Source organism: Thalassotalea sp. Y01, from assembly GCF_012932945.1.
GTDB lineage: Bacteria > Pseudomonadota > Gammaproteobacteria > Enterobacterales > Alteromonadaceae > Thalassotalea_A.
The window spans coordinates 258,519-278,251 of record NZ_JABBXG010000002.1; the positions used below are offsets into that span (position 1 = coordinate 258,519).

Annotated in this window: 22 protein-coding genes; 14 read left to right on the forward strand and 8 right to left on the reverse strand. The window is 42.1% G+C overall.

The window, feature by feature from the left end; translation table 11 throughout:
- Positions 1-7: 7 nt before the first annotated feature.
- Entirely contained in the window at positions 8-1,024 is a 1,017-nt protein-coding gene (locus tag HII16_RS04015) for an MBL fold metallo-hydrolase (protein ID WP_169127685.1), read from the forward strand.
- A 249-nt stretch (positions 1,025-1,273) separates the two neighbouring features.
- Here the strand turns inward: HII16_RS04015 and HII16_RS04020 are convergent, their stop codons facing one another.
- The 3 genes from HII16_RS04020 to HII16_RS04030 form a co-directional block, all read right to left on the reverse strand.
- On the reverse strand, positions 1,274-1,891 hold the full coding sequence (locus HII16_RS04020; RefSeq protein WP_169127687.1) for a LysE family translocator: 618 nt from the start codon (positions 1,889-1,891) through the stop codon (positions 1,274-1,276).
- A gap of 159 nt (positions 1,892-2,050) precedes the next feature.
- Positions 2,051-2,296, reverse strand: coding sequence for a hypothetical protein (locus tag HII16_RS04025; protein WP_169127689.1), 246 nt, complete (start codon positions 2,294-2,296; stop codon positions 2,051-2,053).
- Between the two features lie 367 nt (positions 2,297-2,663).
- On the reverse strand, positions 2,664-3,110 hold the full coding sequence (locus HII16_RS04030; protein ID WP_169127691.1) for a hypothetical protein: 447 nt from the start codon (positions 3,108-3,110) through the stop codon (positions 2,664-2,666).
- Positions 3,111-3,400: 290 nt separating this feature from the next.
- On the opposite strand from HII16_RS04030, the gene ccoN reads away from it, so the two are divergent.
- The 12 genes from ccoN to HII16_RS04090 all read left to right on the forward strand — a co-directional run bounded on the left by ccoN (position 3,401) and on the right by HII16_RS04090 (position 15,102).
- On the forward strand, positions 3,401-4,825 hold the full coding sequence (ccoN, locus tag HII16_RS04035; RefSeq protein ID WP_169127693.1) for a cytochrome-c oxidase, cbb3-type subunit I: 1,425 nt from the start codon (positions 3,401-3,403) through the stop codon (positions 4,823-4,825).
- 10 nt (positions 4,826-4,835) lie between these two features.
- Entirely contained in the window at positions 4,836-5,507 is a 672-nt protein-coding gene (gene ccoO / locus HII16_RS04040; protein WP_135440134.1) for a cytochrome-c oxidase, cbb3-type subunit II, read from the forward strand.
- Positions 5,508-5,509: 2 nt separating this feature from the next.
- A complete protein-coding gene (locus HII16_RS04045) occupies positions 5,510-5,689 on the forward strand; it encodes a CcoQ/FixQ family Cbb3-type cytochrome c oxidase assembly chaperone (RefSeq protein ID WP_135440133.1) in 180 nt (59 codons plus the stop codon).
- Positions 5,682-6,662, forward strand: coding sequence for a cytochrome-c oxidase, cbb3-type subunit III (gene ccoP, locus HII16_RS04050; RefSeq protein ID WP_169127695.1), 981 nt, complete (start codon positions 5,682-5,684; stop codon positions 6,660-6,662). Before HII16_RS04045 ends, ccoP begins: the two co-directional genes overlap by 8 nt.
- A gap of 199 nt (positions 6,663-6,861) precedes the next feature.
- Positions 6,862-7,344 (forward strand): FixH family protein, encoded by a 483-nt coding sequence (locus tag HII16_RS04055; protein ID WP_169127697.1) that lies wholly within the window; start codon positions 6,862-6,864, stop codon positions 7,342-7,344.
- Positions 7,345-7,346: 2 nt separating this feature from the next.
- Entirely contained in the window at positions 7,347-9,755 is a 2,409-nt protein-coding gene (locus tag HII16_RS04060) for a heavy metal translocating P-type ATPase (protein ID WP_169127699.1), read from the forward strand.
- Between the two features lie 22 nt (positions 9,756-9,777).
- On the forward strand, positions 9,778-10,005 hold the full coding sequence (gene ccoS, locus HII16_RS04065) for a cbb3-type cytochrome oxidase assembly protein CcoS (RefSeq protein WP_169127701.1): 228 nt from the start codon (positions 9,778-9,780) through the stop codon (positions 10,003-10,005).
- Positions 10,005-10,667 carry a sulfite exporter TauE/SafE family protein gene (locus HII16_RS04070; RefSeq protein ID WP_169127703.1) on the forward strand — a complete coding sequence of 221 codons (663 nt, stop codon included), beginning with the start codon at positions 10,005-10,007 and terminating at the stop codon, positions 10,665-10,667. Before ccoS ends, HII16_RS04070 begins: the two co-directional genes overlap by 1 nt.
- Before the next feature lie 53 nt (positions 10,668-10,720).
- On the forward strand, positions 10,721-11,437 hold the full coding sequence (fnr, locus tag HII16_RS04075) for a fumarate/nitrate reduction transcriptional regulator Fnr (RefSeq protein ID WP_169127705.1): 717 nt from the start codon (positions 10,721-10,723) through the stop codon (positions 11,435-11,437).
- A 193-nt stretch (positions 11,438-11,630) separates the two neighbouring features.
- Positions 11,631-12,551: a universal stress protein UspE gene (gene uspE, locus HII16_RS04080; protein WP_169127707.1), complete on the forward strand. Its 921-nt coding sequence runs from the start codon at positions 11,631-11,633 to the stop codon at positions 12,549-12,551.
- A 344-nt stretch (positions 12,552-12,895) separates the two neighbouring features.
- Positions 12,896-14,185, forward strand: a complete 1,290-nt coding sequence (locus tag HII16_RS04085) for an NCS2 family permease (RefSeq protein ID WP_169127709.1) — start codon at positions 12,896-12,898, stop codon at positions 14,183-14,185.
- 137 nt (positions 14,186-14,322) lie between these two features.
- Entirely contained in the window at positions 14,323-15,102 is a 780-nt protein-coding gene (locus HII16_RS04090; RefSeq protein ID WP_169127711.1) for an outer membrane protein OmpK, read from the forward strand.
- A 93-nt stretch (positions 15,103-15,195) separates the two neighbouring features.
- Here HII16_RS04090 and HII16_RS04095 read toward each other — a convergent pair whose 3' ends face one another.
- The 5 genes from HII16_RS04095 to HII16_RS04115 form a co-directional block, all read right to left on the reverse strand.
- Positions 15,196-15,846, reverse strand: a complete 651-nt coding sequence (locus HII16_RS04095; protein WP_169127713.1) for a DUF2987 domain-containing protein — start codon at positions 15,844-15,846, stop codon at positions 15,196-15,198.
- 8 nt (positions 15,847-15,854) lie between these two features.
- On the reverse strand, positions 15,855-16,682 hold the full coding sequence (locus tag HII16_RS04100) for a glucosaminidase domain-containing protein (RefSeq protein WP_169127715.1): 828 nt from the start codon (positions 16,680-16,682) through the stop codon (positions 15,855-15,857).
- Between the two features lie 26 nt (positions 16,683-16,708).
- A complete protein-coding gene (locus HII16_RS04105; protein WP_169127717.1) occupies positions 16,709-17,482 on the reverse strand; it encodes a hypothetical protein in 774 nt (257 codons plus the stop codon).
- 182 nt (positions 17,483-17,664) lie between these two features.
- Positions 17,665-18,297 carry a LysE family transporter gene (locus tag HII16_RS04110; RefSeq protein ID WP_169127719.1) on the reverse strand — a complete coding sequence of 211 codons (633 nt, stop codon included), beginning with the start codon at positions 18,295-18,297 and terminating at the stop codon, positions 17,665-17,667.
- A gap of 5 nt (positions 18,298-18,302) precedes the next feature.
- The gene (locus tag HII16_RS04115; protein WP_169127722.1) at positions 18,303-18,872 is read right to left on the reverse strand and encodes a DUF1415 domain-containing protein; all 570 of its coding nucleotides are present in this window, start codon (positions 18,870-18,872) and stop codon (positions 18,303-18,305) included.
- An 81-nt stretch (positions 18,873-18,953) separates the two neighbouring features.
- Between HII16_RS04115 and HII16_RS04120 the strand changes: the two genes are divergently transcribed.
- Positions 18,954-19,460 (forward strand): DUF2937 family protein, encoded by a 507-nt coding sequence (locus HII16_RS04120; protein WP_169127724.1) that lies wholly within the window; start codon positions 18,954-18,956, stop codon positions 19,458-19,460.
- Positions 19,461-19,733 lie beyond the last annotated feature (273 nt).

Sequence of the window (19,733 nt, forward strand, 5' to 3'; positions counted from 1 at the left end):
CTTAGTTATGAAAAAGATCATTTTACTCGCTGTTATTGTCTGTATCGCCGCATGTGCAAGCATGAGCAGTTCTGACGAAAGCGATGTGATTTATACCAATAATCATGTCGCTCATTCGAATAAGTCATTTTGGGATTTTGTCTCCATGCGTTTTTTTGGTGACGAAGAATGGAATGATCCAATGCCTTATAAAGACAAGGTGCCAAGCCAAGAGCCAAATAAACAGCAAATCAACAACGCTCAACACAATCAGGTTACCTGGTTAGGTCATTCGACATTTCTTATTCAAGCAAATGGAACCACGATTTTAACGGACCCTATTTTTTCAGACCGAGCCTCCCCTGTCTCATTTGCCGGCCCCAAACGTCTAAGCAAAGCGCCGTTAGCAATAGATCAGCTGCCTAACGTTGATTTTGTCATCATTTCTCATAACCATTACGACCATTTAGATGAAGGCAGCATCGTTCAGCTTGGCTCTAAACCACATTATTTTGTTCCCAAAGGTCTTAAAGCTTGGTTTGTTGATTTAGGCATTGAAGACAACAAGGTGACGGAAATGGCTTGGTGGCAAGAACACCGCTTTAACGAGCAAACCAATATTACCGCCACGCCAAGTCAACATTGGTCGAGCCGCAGCTTGTTTGATCGTAACAAAACCCATTGGGCCAGTTGGTTGATTGAGATTGATGGTTATACCGTATGGTTTGCCGGCGATACCGGCTACAACGACAAAGACTTTAAGGAGATTGGTGCTCGCAGTGGTGATATCGATCTTGCTTTGATCCCAATCGGCGCATACGCACCGCGTGACTTTATGCAGCTATATCATGTCAATGTGGAAGAAGCGGTACAAATTCATCATGATATAGGTGCCAAATACAGCATTGGCATGCATTGGGGCACCTACCCGCTAACGGCAGAGCCATTATTAGAGCCGATGCAAACTTTAGAAAAGCTCACCAATAAAGGCGAAGACATTAACTTTACCTCGATGGCAATCGGCGAAACTCGACCTGTACTGTGATGGTATGATGTCTGCCGAGGCTGATTGTAGAGATCTGCGTTAGGGCATGACTTTAATACAAGGCGGTGTAATTTGGCGGTGTAATTTGGCGGTGTAATTTGGCGGTGTAATTTGGCGGTGTAATTTGGCGGTGTAATTTGGCTGTGTGATTTAGCTATATAAATAAGGTAACTCTTTGGATTAACTGCTTGGGTTAACGGTATGCTTTAACCATCAAGAGAACTCATAAGAGAACGAATAAGAGAACAATTAGCCTAGAGCTAACCATCCCCCTACCGCCGCCATAAGCGTGCCAGATACTTTATTCATCATCCGCACATTGCTGCCTTTTGATAAAAAGGTACTTAGTGCTTTACCACCTGTTGCATATATCATCATACAGATAAACTCTGATACCAAGATGATTGAAATCAACATCACCATTTGTGGTGCCATATCATATTCGGTATTGATAAAAGGCGGTAACAACGCAACCATAAATCCCCAGCCTTTAGGATTTGATATGGCAGTAAGTAACCCTTGAGTAAACAAGGCAGCCCTGCTGACATCAGTATCGGCATTGGTATCGATTGCCATCTTTCCTTTTGATAGCCACATCTGTGAACCAAGATAAATAAGATACGCACCACCAACATATTTGAAGATGTTGAAAACATCAGGGTATTTAAGCATAACGGACGCAACCCCTACCACAGCAGCGATAGCAACTGTTGCCACACCTATCAGCTCTCCCATCATCATCCATAAGGTTCTGCGCACACCAACAGACATACCAAGCACAAGTGCTAGGGTCATACACATACCAGGAGTGATCGAGACAAAGAAAAATGTCGGAATAAATACCGCTAATAAAGCGTAGTCAGCCATTAGTTAAACCATATACCTTAAAGTTGCTGCGTAGAGTACTTCAATACGCAGGATAAAAAAAGAGAGCGTCGCGCTCTCTTGTTGGTTTTATCTATATAATTGCCATCATGCCATTGTTCTCTATGTACACAACACATTCAAAAACAAAGTAGTGCGCGGCTAATGCGCATCTCGTCTAACTTCCATCCACTTATCGCAATGTGAATTACGTGACGGTTTATAAAATGTGGTGCCTTTGTAACCGTATGCGCATATCACAGTACCGGCTTGAATCTGGGTGCCAGTATTTTGTATTTCAACTAAGTCCGAATTACCCGCTACATCTCGTGTTACTGATTCGTTATCTGTACTTACACAACCAGATAATGCGGCAATTGTTACTGATGTTGTTATTAGTTTCTTCATGGTTCGTATATCACCCTACTCAACTTGCTATTGTCTGTATAATTTATGTTGGATTCGGTTAAGATAAACGACACATTGGCACATTACTGTTTCATTGTGTTGGCAAAATGTTTTCACCGTTAACGTACATCATCTCTACTTATGCCTTGTATTCATTGGGCTAATACTTATATACAGATTAAACGAACGGCTTGTCATCGAATGGAAAACGTAACGCTTTATTAAACCTGCTGTAAAGTTGTTGCAGAACAATGTGCAGATACCAATATCGCTATGGGTTAGTCACTAACATGACAATAAAAAAACCCGACTACAGGCTTTTTTTCAGCAACATTTAACCCGTGTTAGACAGGCAAGAAATAATAACTTATTGATAACTGGTGAAATCGAAACTAAAGGCTGTGACATTTCCTTGGCCGTCATCAACTTTGACGATCATCATCCAAACCATACTGTCTTCGGTACAGGCACCGATCATGGTTTCGGCGACAAAAGCACCATTTTGATAATTGAAAAACAGTGGGATTTTGCCCATATACATGGCTTTACCTTCGAGGTGCCCGGTTATCGACATATCATCTGCAAAAGCCGCTGATGACAGTCGAAATTGAACCTCGGTTTCAGATTTAATGACCTTGGGGTCAGCGTCTAACACGTAGTCAATGTTAGAACGGCTGATTTTGCAGGGACTTTGTTGGAAATCACAAACAGATTCAACTTGTTGCGAGATTTGAGTTGTTAAATTTGGTGATTGTAAATAAATCACTACGAAGCCAACAACAATTATGGCTAAGGATACAAATATAGTGCGCAAATTTTACTCCATTGAACTGATAAAAAAGTGTTAAAAATTAATCAGTTCTTACGTTCAAATTACAAATTAATACATTTTCTTGATCTAGGTCATAATTTAATACAACTTCACGTGACATCTACCTCAGAGATGTATATTATCGCCAGCGAAAAATAACTATATGCGTGTGTTGTTTTTTTGAACTATAACTATAGGTTAACGAAAATCGGTAAAAAGCGTTAGTTTTCACAGATTTTAGTGACCTTAAACGCTCACATCAACTTAATAACTATAAGTGTGGAACCTTTAATATGAGTCAAAGTAATCTCACAGAAATGGATTACAACTACAAAGTTGTGCGCCAATTTACTGTAATGACTGTTATTTGGGGTATTGTCGGCACTTTGGTCGGTGTTTTGATCGCGGCTCAGTTAATCTGGCCAGCTCTAAACTTCGATACGCCTTGGCTGACTTATTCTCGTTTACGTCCATTACATACCAATGCGGTAATTTTTGCATTTGGTACCAGTGCGCTCTTCGCTACGTCGTACTATGTTGTACAACGTACCTGTAAAACTGCCCTTTTCGGCGGTGCCTTAATACCGTTTACCTTTTGGGGTTGGCAAGCCATCATTGTTGCTGCCGCTATCACCTTACCACTGGGTATTACCTCGTCTAAAGAGTATGCTGAGCTGGAGTGGCCAATCGATATTCTTATAACCCTGGTTTGGGTTGCGTATATCATTGTCTTCTTCGGTACTTTGTATAAACGTAAAACGTCCCACATTTATGTTGCAAACTGGTTCTTCGGTGGATTCATTCTAACCGTTGCTGTTTTGCATATCGGTAACTCAATGGCGATTCCATTGACGTTAACCAAATCTTATTCAATTTACTCAGGTGCTATCGATGCGATGATGCAGTGGTGGTATGGTCATAATGCCGTAGGTTTCCTACTGACTGCTGGCTTCCTGGGTATGATGTACTACTTTGTTCCAAAGCAAGCTGAACGTCCGGTTTACTCATACCGTTTGTCTATCGTTCACTTCTGGGCACTTGTATCTCTTTATATATGGGCTGGTCCTCACCACTTGCACTACACAGCGCTTCCTGACTGGACTCAAAGCTTAGGTATGGTTATGTCTGTTGTTCTATTCCTACCTTCTTGGGGTGGTATGATCAACGGTATCATGACGTTATCTGGTGCATGGCATAAACTTCGCCACGATCCAATTCTTCGTTTCTTGATTGTTTCATTGTCTTTCTACGGTATGTCTACCTTCGAAGGCCCAATGATGGCAATCAAATCAGTAAACGCATTATCTCACTACACTGACTGGACCGTTGGTCACGTACATTCTGGTGCGCTAGGTTGGGTAGCTATGGTATCAATTGGTGCTATGTATCACCTTATTCCGGTACTGTTTGGCCAAGGCCGTATGTACAGCATCAAACTTATCAATGTGCACTTCTGGTTACACACCACCGGTATCGTTTTATACATCGTTGCCATGTGGATTTCAGGTGTAATGCAAGGTCTAATGTGGCGTGCGGTTAATACCGACGGTACATTAACGTACAGCTTTGTTGAGTCGCTACAAGCCTCTTACCCATTCTACTTCATCCGTTTTGTTGGTGGTTGTTTCGTAGTAATTGGTTTCTTATTGATGGCTTACAACATGTTCAAAACTATCGGCGCCAAAGACGGTAGTTTACAGAAAGAAGCGATTGCCTAAGGAGTTAATGATGCAAAATAAACATGAAAAAGTAGAAAAGCACATTGGCTGGTTCTTCACCGCAACAATCGCTGCTATCAGTATTGGTGGCTTGGTTGAAATCACCCCTCTTTTCTTCCAAAAAGAGACGACTCAACCAGTAGAAAGTTTGCGCCCTTATACCGCGCTTGAAATGGAAGGTCGTGATATTTACATCCGTGAAGGTTGTAATAACTGTCACTCACAAATGATTCGACCATTCCGTGCTGAAACTGAACGTTACGGTCACTACTCTGTCGCCGGTGAATCTGTATGGGAACATCCGTTCCTATGGGGTTCTAAGCGTACCGGTCCTGACTTAGCTCGTGTTGGTGGTCGTTACTCTGATGACTGGCATTATGCGCACTTAATGGATCCACGTTCAGTGGTACCTGAGTCAAACATGCCGTCGTACAAATGGTTAGCTGAAACACCAATCAGCAATAAACTGTCTGCAGATAAGATGAAGTTGTTTAACAACTTAACCAAAAACCGCAGCCACAAAGATGAGAATGGTAACGCCATCCCACTTTACTCGGCTGAGGACATCCAAAATGCAGGTAAAGAGTTTGCCACGACGAAAAGTATTACTGGTAAGGCTAGTCTAACTGAGATGGACGCCCTTATCGCTTATTTACAATCTCTTGGTCACGCGTTGAAATAATTATGGATATAGGCACTATTCGAGGCATATTTACCGTTTTAATTTTTGTAATGTTCATCATCATTGTGTTGTGGGCATACAACAAGAGACGTAAATCATCATTTGATGAAGCCGCTAATTCTATATTCGACGACGAAAAAGATCAGGTGAAAGAGAAACAGGAGACTAATAATAATGTCTAGCTTCTGGAGTGCATGGATAATCGTTCTAACCTTAGGAACCTTGGTTGGTTGCTGGATTCTGTTACGTTGGTGTTTAACAAACTTCGCCGGCGTACCAGAAGGTGAGCCAATGGATCATGAGTTTGACGGTATTCAGGAATTAAACAACCCACTACCTAAGTGGTGGAGTACGTTCTTCTTGGTAACTATTATCTGGGGTTTCGGCTATTTAGCACTATACCCAGGTTTAGGTAACTTCCAAGGTTTATTGGGCTGGAAAAGCTCAAACCAGGACGTAACCAGCCTTGAAGATTCAAAAATGCAAAACGCCACGTCCAAAGAAGCAGGTTTTGCGGTTCAGTATGACCGTGAAGTTGCCGCTGCAGATGAGCGATTCGGTCCAATTTTTGCGAAATACGCCAGCCAGGATATTGCAACCTTGGCGCAAGATAAAGACGCATTAAAAATTGGTCAGCGTTTGTTTTTACAAAACTGTTCACAATGTCACGGTTCGGACGCCAAAGGTACAACCGGCTTCCCTAACCTAACCGACAAAGACTGGTTATACGGTGGCACCCCTGCCGATATCGAGCACTCATTATTATATGGCCGCACAGCCAAAGGTATGATTGCTTGGGAAACCATGGTTGGTGGTGAGCAAGGCGTTAAGGAAGTTGCAGCTTATGTACTTAGCCTTAACCCAGAACGCGCCGATAAAGTTGATGCCGATCTTGCCGCAGCCGGTAAAGATAAATTCGCAATGTGTGCCGCATGTCACGGTGCTAACGGTGAAGGTTCTGACGAAATGGGGATCGCCCTAGGTGCACCTCGTTTGAACGACGGTATTTGGTTATACGGTGGTAGCGAACGTGCGGTTCAAGAATCAATCCGCAATGGTCGTGCCGGTGTAATGCCAGCCTGGAAACATATTCTAGGTGAAGACAAAATCCGCGTTGTAAGCGCATACGTGTACAGCTTGTCGCAAGACAAATAAACTGTTCTAGTAGAACTAAAACCCTGTAAAGCATCGCTCTGCAGGGTTTTATTTTGCCACCAATTTATATTGTTTTGCCCTTTTATAACGATAAACGTAAAAGAATAAATCAATATGAATTGCCTTTTCGTATCATCTATAGAGCAAAATGCTCGGTTACGTTAAAATAGCGCACAGATTTTTAAGGGAAACAGCAGTAATGAAAACTCCTTGGTACAAAGAGCCTTGGGCTTATTTGGTATTTATTCTTCCGCTAAGTGCGGTTGTTGCCGGTATAACGACGTTGATCATCGCCAATACTGATGCCGACACTGTGGTGGTTGATGACTATTACAAAAAAGGTAAAGCGATCAATCAAGATATTCGCAAATTTAAACTTGCCCAAAAATTAGGTGTTCGCTTTGACATTAAAGTCACCAATGACGAATTGGTGCTAAAACCAACCGGTATCGAAAAAAGCTTTCCAATGCTTAATGTCAACTTTTATCACTCTACGCTTGCCGATCGCGACTTTTCGGTAAAACTCACACCGGATGGCAAAGGCTGGATGCGTCAACGCATTAATACCGATATTTCGGGCAAATGGCGTATTGTTGTCACACCGTTTGATAATCAGTGGAAGTTGCAAACCACGTTAGGATTGCCACAACAGCAATTTAGAGAGTTTGAGCTTAGATACTAATTATGTCGCACGCGCATCAGGATTGCTTTCATTGTGGCGAAGTCATTCCGCCAGGTATAGATTTAACCGTTGATATCGACGGTAAACGTGAAGACATGTGTTGCATCGGTTGCCAAGCGGTGGCCGAAACCATTGTCGCCAATGACCTGCAAGATTATTACCGATTTCGCAGTGAGAAAGGCAATAAAATCGATGCCCTTGTACCCGATGCGCTGAAAGACAATCGCTTTATCGATGATGAGAATCTGCAAAGCGAGTTCACCTTTGATATCGATGATCATAAAGAAACCATTCTGTCTATTGATGGCATGAGTTGCGCCGCTTGTGCTTGGCTTATTGAAAAACAGTTATCGCAAAACCCTGGTATTGCCAAGATTCAAGTCAATGCCACCACCCAAAGAGCAACGATTGCTTGGGATAATGCCCGCTTAAAACTGAGCGAAATTCTCACCGCTATCAATAATATTGGCTATCAAGCTCTGCCTTTTAAAGCCAATCAAGTCGAACAAAGTAACAACAAGCAATCCAAAGCCTTTATTCGTCGATTAGGGGTCAGTGGCATATTGACCATGCAGGTTATGATGATCGCTGTCGGCTTATACTTTGGTGCATTCAGTGATTTATCCGAGCATAACTTGACCTACTTACGAGGCACAAGTTTTGTATTAACACTGCCGATTGTCACCTATGGTGCCTTACCGTTTTATCTTGGCGCCATGAGTGCCCTGCGTGCTCGCAGATTATCGATGGACGTGCCGGTTTCGATTGCCATCATTCTCGCCTTTTGTGCCAGCACCTGGGCGACATTCATGCAAACCGGTGAAGTGTATTTTGAATCACTTGCCATGTTCACCTTCTTATTATTGATAGGTAAATTTTTAGAGTTTCGAGCCCGAGCACGTGCTGCGGAAGTGTCAGCCAACTTGTTAAAACTTATGCCCTTGACCGCGACAAAATTGCTCGATGGTCAGGAACTCGTTATAAGCGCAAAACAACTTGTGGTGGGCGATCAGGTTATCGTAAAGCCTGGTGAAACCATTCCTGGAGATGGTGTCGTTATTCATGGCCGCTCCAGTGTTGATGAGTCCATGCTAACAGGTGAACATGCCCCCGTAGCCAAGGCTTTAGGTGCGAATGTTTTTGCCGGCACGGTTAACGGTGATGGCAATATCAATATTGAAATCAATAAAACCAATTCAGACAGTTTTTTGACCAACCTGATTCGACTCAGTGAAAACGCGCAAGCTCATAAACCCGCCATTGCGCAATTGTCTGACCGTATCGCCCAATATTTTGTCGGTATTATCTTGCTTACCGCCATAGGAACCTCGATATTTTGGTCACAACACATGCCATCCGAAGCGTTTTGGATCACCTTGTCGGTCTTGGTGGCTACCTGCCCTTGTGCTTTGTCGTTGGCAACACCAACGGCCTTAACCTGTGGCACCATCCGACTCAACCGAGACGGCATAATGATCAAGTCAGGTCACGTATTAGAAGCAATGCCGAAAGTCGATAGCATAGCGTTTGATAAGACAGGAACCTTGACCAATGGTGAATTCACCTTAGTCGATTGCAAACTGTTGAACGGCAATCTTGATAGCAAACTTGATAAGAATACGATTCTGGCCACCATAGCCGCAATGGAAAGTCATTCTGAGCACCCTATAGCCAAAGCTTTCGCAGCCTATCGTGATTTTAACATCAATGTCGAACATGTCGATATTGTCCCAGGTTGTGGCATTAAAGCCGTACGAAAAAAACAACAGTTGGCCATCGGTAAAGTTAACTGGATTGCCAGCTTTGCTAATGTCGATGAGCAATATAAAGATGCTCAATGCATACTCACCATAAACCAACAAGTGGTGGCGGTACTCTACCTTGATGACGTGATGCGTGACGACACGGTTAACGTCATTAATGCATTACAACAACAGCACACCGAAACTCTGTTGATCAGTGGCGATAACCAGGCTGGCGTGGATAAATTTAATCAAGCATTACAACTCGATGAGCATCACCATACCTGCTCTGCGCAAGATAAATTAACAATCCTTGCAGGTAAACAAGCGCAAGGTAAAACCGTGGCTATGGTTGGTGATGGCGTTAATGACTCGCCGGTATTTGCACAAGCGCATGTTGCTATTGCCATGGGGAGTGGTACCGAAATAGCAAAAAGCGGTGCCGACGTAATTTTGCTCAATAATAAACTGAGCAGTGTTCTCGACTTAATGACCATATCCAGTAAAACGGGTCGTATCATAAAACAGAACTTTGCCTGGGCATTTGCCTATAATGCCATTGTCTTGCCATTGGCGGTTTGTGGTTTTATTACCCCATATATGGCAGTATTAGGTATGTCAGCAAGCTCGATTATTGTCGTTACCAACTCTTTGAGATTGCTAAAATAAATTAACTTTAGGTTATTGATACATGAGCGTCATTTACATCCTAATCCCTATCGCCATCTTATTTACCGCCATTGCCATTTATCTATTCTTTTGGGCGGTAAAAGCTGAACAGTTTGATGATCTGGAAAAGCAAGGTATGAGTATTTTGTTTGACGAAGAGAAAAAACAAACGCCAGGCCAAAAGCCAAGCCAAAAAATGCCAGACGCCGAGTCTCACGCCGACGACAAACCAAACTCAAGCGATAATTAATGACTTTAGATTTTCTCTCTGCCCTATTGATTGGTATTGCCGGTGCGGGGCACTGTATCGCCATGTGTGGTGGTATCTCGTCTATGCTAACCACCACAGGTGATAGCTCAAATCAACTGAGTAAAGCGTTAAGCTATAACCTAGGCCGTATAGCATCTTATACCTTTTTTGGCGCTGTCGCCGGTTTTACGGGCTCCCTAGCGATAAAGTCGATAGGTATCCAAGTTTTATGGTTAAAAGCCATCGCCGCCATTTTCATTATTCTACTTGGTTTGTATATCGCAAGAATGTGGTTTGTATTGACGCATATCGAAACTGCAGGTAAATACCTGTGGCGCTATATTCAACCATTTGCCAAACACTTACTGCCGATAAAGAATGCTAAACAAGCGCTATTACTCGGTGTTATTTGGGGCTGGCTGCCCTGTGGCCTAGTCTATTCTACACTCACATGGGCATTAGCTGCCGGCAGTGCCAGTCAAGGGGCGATGATCATGTTGGCGTTTGGTATCGGTACCTTGCCAGCGTTATTAGTGTTATCAACCAGTGTTCAATCGGTTACCAACCTTATAAGTTCGTTACTTTTTAAGAAAATCAGTGGCATTTTGTTAATCGCCTATGGTGTTTATTCATTGTTTATTGCTCTAAATCAAATATTTTAGTAACCTTACGTTTACTAATGTTATTGACGCATTAACTGGATAAATATCAATTTATGGCAATCTCTATAGCACAAAACATCAAGTGCCAAAACTGCAGTATCAGCGAACTTTGCTTACCGTTTAGCTTGAATGAAAACGAACTAAATTTATTAGACGATATCATTCAACGTAAAAAACCGATTCAAAAGAATACGCAAATTTTTAAAGCTGGCGAACAACTGCAAACCTTGTACGCAATTCGTTCTGGTACCTTTAAAACCTTTATTATTTCCGAACAAGGTGAAGAGCAAATCACCGGCTTTCACTTGGCAGGCGATTTAATGGGCTTTGATGCATTAGCGTCAAGACATCACCCAAGCTTTGCTAAGGCATTAGAAACATCCATGGTGTGTGAAATCCCATTTGAGGTTCTCGATACCTTATCGAATAAGATCCCACGCTTAAAGTCGCAAATGTTAAATCTAATGAGCGATGAAATTCAGTGTAATAATGAGATGTTACTGCTACTAAACCGTAAAAACGCGGAAGAGAAGCTCGCCACATTTTTAGCGAACTACGGTCGTCGCTTAGGCAGTCGTCACTTGTCACCGACGCAATTTAACTTGCCTATGACCCGCAGCGAAATTGGAAACTACATTGGCCTTACCATAGAAACCATTTCTCGGTTGATGACCCGATTCCAAAAAGATGGCTTAATCAAAGTTGAAAATAAGTTGATCTCCATCCTCGACAAAGACGCCCTATTCAAATTGGCTGGCTTAAATAAATAACCCGTTTTTATACCTGTAAGGTGTTGTATTGGTTGATTTAAATCAACACCTTACAGGAAACTTCATTAACAAATTTGTAACATCCTCATTGACCAGTTAAGCTTATCTATAGCGTACTGATCTTTGCCGTCTATGCTGGCTTTATAGCCCAGCAAGGCGTGCTACGAACCACGTTAAGGTTACGAGGCATGTTATGGAAAAATATCAAAATATACTTGCAGTTGTCGATCCCACCACAGAAGAGCAAAAGGCGTTAGCAAGAGCCTGTACTCTAGCCAAGGAAACTGGCGCCCGTATTACCGCGTTATTGGTTATTTATGATTTCTCTTACGAGATGACCACCATGCTGTCTGGAGACGAGCGAGAAGCCATGCGTGAAACCGTGGTAAATGATCGCAGCGTTTGGCTAAAAGAGATCACCGAACAGTATGAAAGCGATATGGACATTAAAGTGATTTGGCATAATCGCCCGTTTGAAGCCGTTTTATCGCAGGTACGAGACCAACAATTCGATGTGGTATTAAAAAGTACCCATGAACACCCTACATTGCAATCGGTTATTTTTACCCCAACAGACTGGCACTTAATTCGAAAATGTTGGGTGCCTCTGTTATTGGTCAAAGATCATCAATGGCCAGAAGGCGGACATATACTTGCCGCCGTCAATGCTGGCAGTGAAGAAGAAGAGCATCAATCACTGAACCGTAAAATCACCGAAGAAGCACAAAATCTTGGCCGCTTGGTCAAAGCTGATGTTCATTTGGTAAACTCTTACCCAGGCACTCCGATTAATATTGCCATTGAAATTCCAGAGTTTGATGCTAATGAATACAATCAAACCATGAAAAACCACCACGCTGATGTAGTGCAGCAACACGCCGACAAATTTAATATCAGCGCTGAGTATTTGCATGTCGAAGAAGGTTTACCTGAAGATGTGATCGAGAAAGTTGCCAACCAAATCGATGCCGAATTGGTGATTTTAGGTACCGTCGGCCGCACGGGGTTATCCGCTGTGCTTATAGGTAATACCGCAGAGCATGTTATCGATCGACTCAATTGTGATTTAATGGCGATAAAACCAGACGGTTATCAATCTCCGTTCCTCGAATAACCATCTTTAACCATTGTTGAGTTAATAGATTGTAGAGCTATTGAATCAGCCAGCACAGCCCGAGCAAGCGCTTGGGCTTTTTTATTGCGTTTTTAAAGGCGGTTTCATTACCGATTGCATTGCCGGATAGATCCTAGTTGCATAGCAAGATCTATCGTTTGTTTTTATATTTCGTCAGAATAGGCGTCAATCTGCAAAAACGAACAAAATAGCTTACAATTTGTAACAAAATTACGTAAAATACCGCGATTTTTAAAACTGGTCAGTCCTTATGTAACAGCGATGTTAACAGCAGTATGACTGGCTACGCAAAAACAATGCATACATCTTCAGGAAACAAACTAATGTTTGAAAAACTATTCAAACTTGCTGAACATGGTACAAATGTAAAGCAAGAGATATTGGCGGGTTTTACTACCTTTCTAACCATGGGTTACATCATTTTTGTAAACCCAAGCATGTTAGCAATGACGGGTATGGACCAAGGCGCGGTATTCGTCGCAACCTGTTTAGCTGCGGCTATCGGTTGTCTCATAATGGGCTTTTATGCCAACTACCCTATTGCGTTAGCACCTGGCATGGGACTCAACGCATTTTTTACCTTTACCGTGGTTCTAGAGTTAGGTTATAGCTGGAATGTTGCCCTTGGTGGTGTATTTATTTCCGGTGTTATATTTACTCTTTTGAGTGCGTTTAAAGTTCGAGAATGGATTATAAATTCAATTCCACATGCACTACGCTTTGGTATTGCCGCAGGTATTGGTATGTTTTTAGCGTTAATTGCGCTTAAAAACGCAGGCATCATCGTCGCGAGCCCTGCAACCTTAGTAACCTTAGGTGACATTACCTCGTTTGGTCCTATGATGGCGGTGTTAGGCTTGTTCCTAATCGTTGGTTTGGTCAGTTTAAACGTTCATGGTGCAGTAATGATCGCTATTTTAGTGATCACAATATTAGGCCTAATGTTTGGCGATGTGCAATACACTGGCGTTATGTCAATGCCACCATCAATCGCACCAACCTTTATGGCACTTGATATCGCTGGTGCGTTTGAAGTTGGCATGCTTAGCGTTATTTTTGCTTTCCTATTTGTTGATTTGTTTGACACCTCAGGTACCTTAGTAGCCGTTGCACAACGTGGTAAATTGCTGGATGAAAACGGTAACTTACCGCGCCTTAAAAAAGCATTATTCGCTGATTCTGGCGCAACCATTGCCGGTTCATTATTTGGTACGTCAACCACCACAAGCTATGTCGAAAGTACCGCAGGTGTTGCTGCCGGTGGCCGCACAGGTTTAACCGCAGTTACCGTTGCCGTATTATTTTTACTGGCGCTTTTCTTCTCTCCACTTGCGGGTATGATCCCAGCCTATGCGACTGCTGGCGCGTTGTTTTTTGTCGGTGTATTGATGGTTGGTGGTCTTGTTAATGTAAAATGGGACGATCTGATGGATGCGGTTCCAGTGGTTGTTATCTTAGTTACCATGCCACTTACTTTTTCGATTGCTGATGGTATTGCCTTTGGCTTTATCAGCTACGCTGCAGTACGTATTTTCTCTGGCCGTTTTGGCGAAATTAGCCCAAGCGTCTGGTTTTTGGCTGCCTTGTTTGTAGCCAAGTTTATGTTTATGTAAGCACATAAAAACAAGCCAAAGGCGGCAGTAAGATGACGTCTTTGGCAACCACAAGACTCCCGAGTAACCAACAATCTCAGCAATAGACTGAGTCCGTTTGCTCGACAACAATACTATTTTATTTTTCAGGGAATCCCATGAACACCTTTAAAACTTTATTTTCATCTGCCCTTTTGGCAGGTGCCGCACTTGTTTGTGCCTATGCTAATGCAGAAATGTTTTGGAGCGACAATTCAATCTCATTGCTTAAAAATGCCAGTGAGTACGAAGTAAACGAACATGAAGACGTGGTAACGGTCACCTTAGAGCATGCGTCAGGGCACAACTGGGGCGACCTGTTTTTCTTTGCTGACCGTTTAGACTACAAACAAGATTCAGACAATCAAGCGGCCAAAGAAACCTACTCTGAACTTTCACCACGATTAAGCCTAAGCTACGTTACCGGCAATAAGTTAAGCTACGGCATTATTACCGATGTGTTTGTCGCCAGCACTTGGGAACACTCTACCTTTGATTCAGACGGCTTCTCTAATAGTTTTGATAACTACTTATTGGGCTTAGGTGCCGATTTAAAATTACCGGGCTTTGCTTATGCCAATATCAATGTCTACCAAGCCAATAACGAACAAACGGACAATGATCAGCAATTAACATTGGTATGGGGTTACCCGTTTAGTGTTGGTAATGCTGATTTCATGTTTGACGGTTTTATTGATTGGTCATCTGCAGAAGAGACCCACAAAGCTGATTTTCACTTTAACCCGCAACTTCGATTGGATGTTGGTAAATACTTTGATGTACCGAAGAAATTTGAAGCAGGTTTTGAATACTCTTATTGGAAAAACAAATTCGGTTTGAATTACCCAGGCCTAGATACAGAATCGACGTTTAGTTTCCTTGTTAAGGTGCATTTATAAGGGACTAGTTTCCAAACTCGAAAATAAAAAGCGAGCCTAAGCTCGCTTTTTTTATGTCTGTATATCACCGGTTAGAAAGTCGTTTTCTTTCGTCTATTCTTCAACCCAAGGCGCAACCACAACAGGTGGCGATGAAAACTCTATAGCGTTTTCATCGCGCTTATCGTCCATATCAATCAGCAGTTTACACACCGTCCCGTCACAATTAAGTGCGTCGCGAAGTGAAGAGTCAATGTACTTCAAGCTATCTGCTTTTTTCATCTCAATATGCAAACCTTGAACATTTGGCATCATAAACGATAGTAAGCCACCAAATTCATCGACCAATTCCTGCATTTGCCAGGTAATCAATGCCAACTCGCTAAAACTAAATGCTTTTTGTTGTTTGTCTTTAACCTGCATTTGCATTTGCAGTATGCAGTTTTGACCTGGGTCTTGCTGCTCTACCCGCAATACCGCAAAATTATCATAGTATGACTGCGACAACGGCACCAACAATTGACCATCATCCGCGATGGCAATGGCATCATGTTGACCGTTCTTATTAAGCATTTTCGCGTCGGTTAAAACACAACGACTGCGCGTGTAAGAATCAACCAAATAAAACGCCATAGTGATTTTATCTAACTTGTTTTCTTCAATCAGATTAAGGCGCTGATAAAAGCCTTTATATTCTAGATCAACAGCCGCGACTGGCGCTGAAACGCCCAGCATTATGGATGTTGCTAACAGTAATTTCTTCATTTTACTCATTATAAATAACGACGGTTATGTCTAAGCATAGTATTGATTTCAACGACGTAGTCGATACCTCGCTCAGAATAAGGCAATAGCCCGGTTGCTAAGATATCCGCTTGCAATGGTACATCATGCTCTCTTAATTGCGCTCTGATCTGACGCAGCATATTGTATGCGGCATTGGAATTAATATTAAGAAAGTAGTGGCCGATTACATCATCAACCGAATCAAAAGCTGCCACTTCGTGTCTTAAGCCAGCATCACGACCATTTGGCACCATGCCACAGCCCTGTTTGAAGCACCAAATACCAAAAAAGTTAAGCCCTATTTTGGCAAATCGTGAGCTACCCCATGCGGATTCATTCGCGGCTTGAACAAGCACCAATTGTCTTGGGATCTCATCAACTTTAACCAATAAGGCACTCAGTTGCTCTGCAATGCTCCATTTCGGATTAACCCGGTAAGATTTACTTAATTTTGTCAGCCATAACACTTGTTGGTTTGACAGGGTTTCGCCCTGCTGATGTTGTTCAGCTAATAACATAATGGTGTGTCTTAGCTTATTCAGGCGTTGATTTTCTTTTTCAATTGCAGGCTTTAAAAACTCAAAGAACGCTTGTTTGCGATCAGGGATATGGCGAATAGACAAAAAGTCTGGTAGTTCAACATCATGCAATGGTTGTTCAGGCTTTTTATAATGCGGCTTGTTGGCTATTTCAACATCGCTCACTTCGACTTCGCTAACGCTGTAAAACAGTATTGGCGATAGCGCCATAAAGAAGATAACAATCAGCAAAATACCTTTAATGGTTTTATGCTTTTTTCGATTTGGACTAACCATGGATTCCCTTAAATTTACTTCATCCTTTAGGCTGAAAAGTAGGTATCTTTTCGGCCGTTATTATCTACAACTTGCATTGAAACACCAAATATCTCTCGATACAAAATGCCTTTTACGTTGTAGTAATACGGTGCTAACAACAACAAGGCAACCACCATGATAGGTAAAGAGATCAACAAAGGAGCCCCCATTACCGCAGGTAATATTGACATAATCGCCAATGAGAACAATGCACTGTAAATCTGTAATAAGCGCAACCACTGAAAGCGAGTGGCTTTAAACGACAAGATAATTGCCTGGATTGGTGTCATGTTTTTTTCGATAAGCAACGGTACCGTTAACGACAACGCAATAGCAATATAGATACCTGGCAAAATCAAGGCAAAGCCTAATGAGGTTAACGACCAAACGATAATCGCCGTTAAAGCGATAAACGCGCTGCGTTTTAAAAACGCAAACACAAATCCGGTACGGGTTTTAATGCCAACAGCGTGCGATACGCCCATCATTTCAACCCCTGCTAAAAATGGCCAAATGATCACAGTAAGTACCATGTTGGCGATCACGTTCGCTTGCGGATCGGCCATCATATTTTCTGGCCCACCTAAATAACTGGCAATAACAGATACCGCGATAATCGCGATAAAAAACACAAACAACAACCCGGAAATAATCGGTGTCTTATGATTCTTGGTGATCGCCCAACCTTCTTTTAAAATGCTAGCGACATCGAGTGTGTAATCGCCCTGCTCAGCTTTTTCTACCGTAGAGCCAATGTGGATAATTTTTTTATCAGACACGAAAATGATGAAATAGAAGAAATTATGGCGCGATTATAACAAAATTATTGATAACGGTCAGGCAATTCACTAACAACAATTGAAAATGATATAAAAAGTTGTAAAGCAATCAAACCATTAGCGTCTGCAGACCATAACCGATGGCTGTTTTAGCGATATCGACGACAGCTAACTATCGCGCGTTACATTACCACAATATTTATCGCCAATATGATCAACAATGCCCCCATAATGCGTTCGATCCAATAACCATTTTGCTGCAATTTATGGCGAAACTTATCTAACGTCAGCATACACGATAAAAACGAAAACCAAGCAAAGGTCGCCATCGCCATATAAAAACCATAGGCAGATTTTACTAGAGTTGGTGTTTGTGTCGAAATAACCACCGAAAATAGTGATAGAAAAAACAACGTCGCTTTAACGTTTAAACCATTGACCAAAAAGCCCGTCGCATAAGACTTCCATCGAGTTTGCGAACTTGCTTGAATGGCCTTGTTTGCATCGTCACTCTGACCTGGTTTTGCACGTAAGCCCATCACGCCGATATAGGCCAAATACGCTGCAGCAATATAGGTAAGATAGGTAAACAGTTGCGGATTGCTTTTGATAATGATGGCAATACCCACTAACGAATAAAAGACATGCAAAAGTATTGCGGTACCTATGCCTGCGCTAGTAAATAATGCTGCTTGCCGTCCCCGAGTCAGGCTTTGTTTAACAACAATGGCAAAATCAGGCCCTGGACTGGCAACCGCCAATAAGTGAGCAAGCGCAATGGTTAAAAATTCGCTGTAATAAGCGGAAAAATCCATCTTCGCTATCCTTTATGCTTGCTGTTTAATGCGCTGTTAAGCGACGTTAGCAATTGACTAAAATAGTCATGACCTTTGCTATCACACATATCCATATTGATATGTGGAATCGATTCGGGATCAGGATGCAACTCGACAACCTTAGTCAACAAATCTTCTCGTATGATATGCAATATTGGCCAAGGAGAACGATTGGTATAATTGCTTACATCATCCGCCGGTACCCCTTCGAAACAATAGTTCGGGTGAAAACTGGCCAGTTGGTAAACGCCTTCATAGCCTTGCGATTCCAATAGCGCATTGGCTAAATCGAGTAAGTCTAAATACTCGTCAAACTCATCAAAACCTTGCGGTAACACCACTAACGTTGTGGCAACATGCGCATGTTTATCTAAGTGTTTAAATTCAGCGAGTAACGACGTTAACGCCTGTTCCATGCCCGGTTCAGACTGCACCTGATAGCGCACGCGATTATTAACATAATCTTTTTTCGCGAATGGGCAAAAATTAAGACCAATTATGATCTTTTCAATCCAGACCTTGATGTTTTCAATGATTTGCTGTTCAGTATACATACAACACAATATAAAAAAGCTGCTTCGGGTCATTCTAACAAGAGCCGAGTGTCGACAACAGCAATAATTAAGAGGTGTGCTATGTTAACGTTTTTTGCCCGTTTAATTGATAAATTGGTGTTTGCCATTGCGGGTGTCACCGCAATGCAATTACCGGCATTGATGCAGCAATACCAACAACGTCTTTCCGGCCATTTATCGGAAGCACAATACCAATTAGGCAAGTACCAACAAATTGCCGATGAGCATTATCAAGGCAACATTGCGTTATTAATTGAACAATACCGTAAGAATACCGATCCTGGCATTAACGCCGCAGGCGACCTCGTTTACCAATTGGTTGATCGCATCAGCGTGTTTTCCACTAAGTTGCAACATTTGCAAACCGGTGATTATATCCAGCAAGTGTATTATTTTGTCAGTGAAATTGAACACTCTATCTTTACGGCAACACTGCAAGACTTTCAACCAAGTATTCCACTAGAGTCGTCGGCGATAGCGACCGGTGTGATTGGTGCAATTTTGATAAGTTCAGTGTTACATATCATCCTTAACGCTTTACAATTACCGTTTAAACGCTACGCCTAAATAAGCTTTTACTGGCGCCAATACTGCGATGTGCTTGTTGGCGCACTAGCTTAAACCGACGATGTTTCGTTGTACTCAGCCAATTAAAAATCAACATTTAACAAACAGCATTTAACGAGAAATGCCGTCAATTTCATCCTGCGATTAACCCAGTAACCCTGGATATTGTCACCACTAAAAATGAAAGTCATTATGAAAATTTTCAATTAATTGAAAAAAAGCACTTACCAAATCGAATATTTTGTGTACATTAATATTTAACCTTGTTGTAAC

What these genes read in the sequence shown, in the direction of transcription:
- HII16_RS04015 (WP_169127685.1), top strand. Translation starts at nt 8, where the DNA reads ATGAAAAAGATCATTTTACTCGCTGTTATTGTCTGTATCGCCGCATGT.
- HII16_RS04095 (WP_169127713.1), bottom strand. Translation starts at nt 15,846, where the DNA reads ATGAAGAAATTACTGTTAGCAACATCCATAATGCTGGGCGTTTCAGCG.
- HII16_RS04100 (WP_169127715.1), bottom strand. Translation starts at nt 16,682, where the DNA reads ATGGTTAGTCCAAATCGAAAAAAGCATAAAACCATTAAAGGTATTTTG.
- HII16_RS04020 (WP_169127687.1), bottom strand. Translation starts at nt 1,891, where the DNA reads ATGGCTGACTACGCTTTATTAGCGGTATTTATTCCGACATTTTTCTTT.
- HII16_RS04070 (WP_169127703.1), top strand. Translation starts at nt 10,005, where the DNA reads ATGACTTTAGATTTTCTCTCTGCCCTATTGATTGGTATTGCCGGTGCG.
- HII16_RS04060 (WP_169127699.1), top strand. Translation starts at nt 7,347, where the DNA reads ATGTCGCACGCGCATCAGGATTGCTTTCATTGTGGCGAAGTCATTCCG.
- fnr (WP_169127705.1), top strand. Translation starts at nt 10,721, where the DNA reads ATGGCAATCTCTATAGCACAAAACATCAAGTGCCAAAACTGCAGTATC.
- uspE (WP_169127707.1), top strand. Translation starts at nt 11,631, where the DNA reads ATGGAAAAATATCAAAATATACTTGCAGTTGTCGATCCCACCACAGAA.
- HII16_RS04110 (WP_169127719.1), bottom strand. Translation starts at nt 18,297, where the DNA reads ATGGATTTTTCCGCTTATTACAGCGAATTTTTAACCATTGCGCTTGCT.
- ccoO (WP_135440134.1), top strand. Translation starts at nt 4,836, where the DNA reads ATGCAAAATAAACATGAAAAAGTAGAAAAGCACATTGGCTGGTTCTTC.
- HII16_RS04045 (WP_135440133.1), top strand. Translation starts at nt 5,510, where the DNA reads ATGGATATAGGCACTATTCGAGGCATATTTACCGTTTTAATTTTTGTA.
- HII16_RS04115 (WP_169127722.1), bottom strand. Translation starts at nt 18,872, where the DNA reads ATGTATACTGAACAGCAAATCATTGAAAACATCAAGGTCTGGATTGAA.
- ccoN (WP_169127693.1), top strand. Translation starts at nt 3,401, where the DNA reads ATGAGTCAAAGTAATCTCACAGAAATGGATTACAACTACAAAGTTGTG.
- ccoS (WP_169127701.1), top strand. Translation starts at nt 9,778, where the DNA reads ATGAGCGTCATTTACATCCTAATCCCTATCGCCATCTTATTTACCGCC.
- HII16_RS04120 (WP_169127724.1), top strand. Translation starts at nt 18,954, where the DNA reads ATGTTAACGTTTTTTGCCCGTTTAATTGATAAATTGGTGTTTGCCATT.
- HII16_RS04055 (WP_169127697.1), top strand. Translation starts at nt 6,862, where the DNA reads ATGAAAACTCCTTGGTACAAAGAGCCTTGGGCTTATTTGGTATTTATT.
- HII16_RS04085 (WP_169127709.1), top strand. Translation starts at nt 12,896, where the DNA reads ATGTTTGAAAAACTATTCAAACTTGCTGAACATGGTACAAATGTAAAG.
- HII16_RS04025 (WP_169127689.1), bottom strand. Translation starts at nt 2,296, where the DNA reads ATGAAGAAACTAATAACAACATCAGTAACAATTGCCGCATTATCTGGT.
- HII16_RS04090 (WP_169127711.1), top strand. Translation starts at nt 14,323, where the DNA reads ATGAACACCTTTAAAACTTTATTTTCATCTGCCCTTTTGGCAGGTGCC.
- ccoP (WP_169127695.1), top strand. Translation starts at nt 5,682, where the DNA reads ATGTCTAGCTTCTGGAGTGCATGGATAATCGTTCTAACCTTAGGAACC.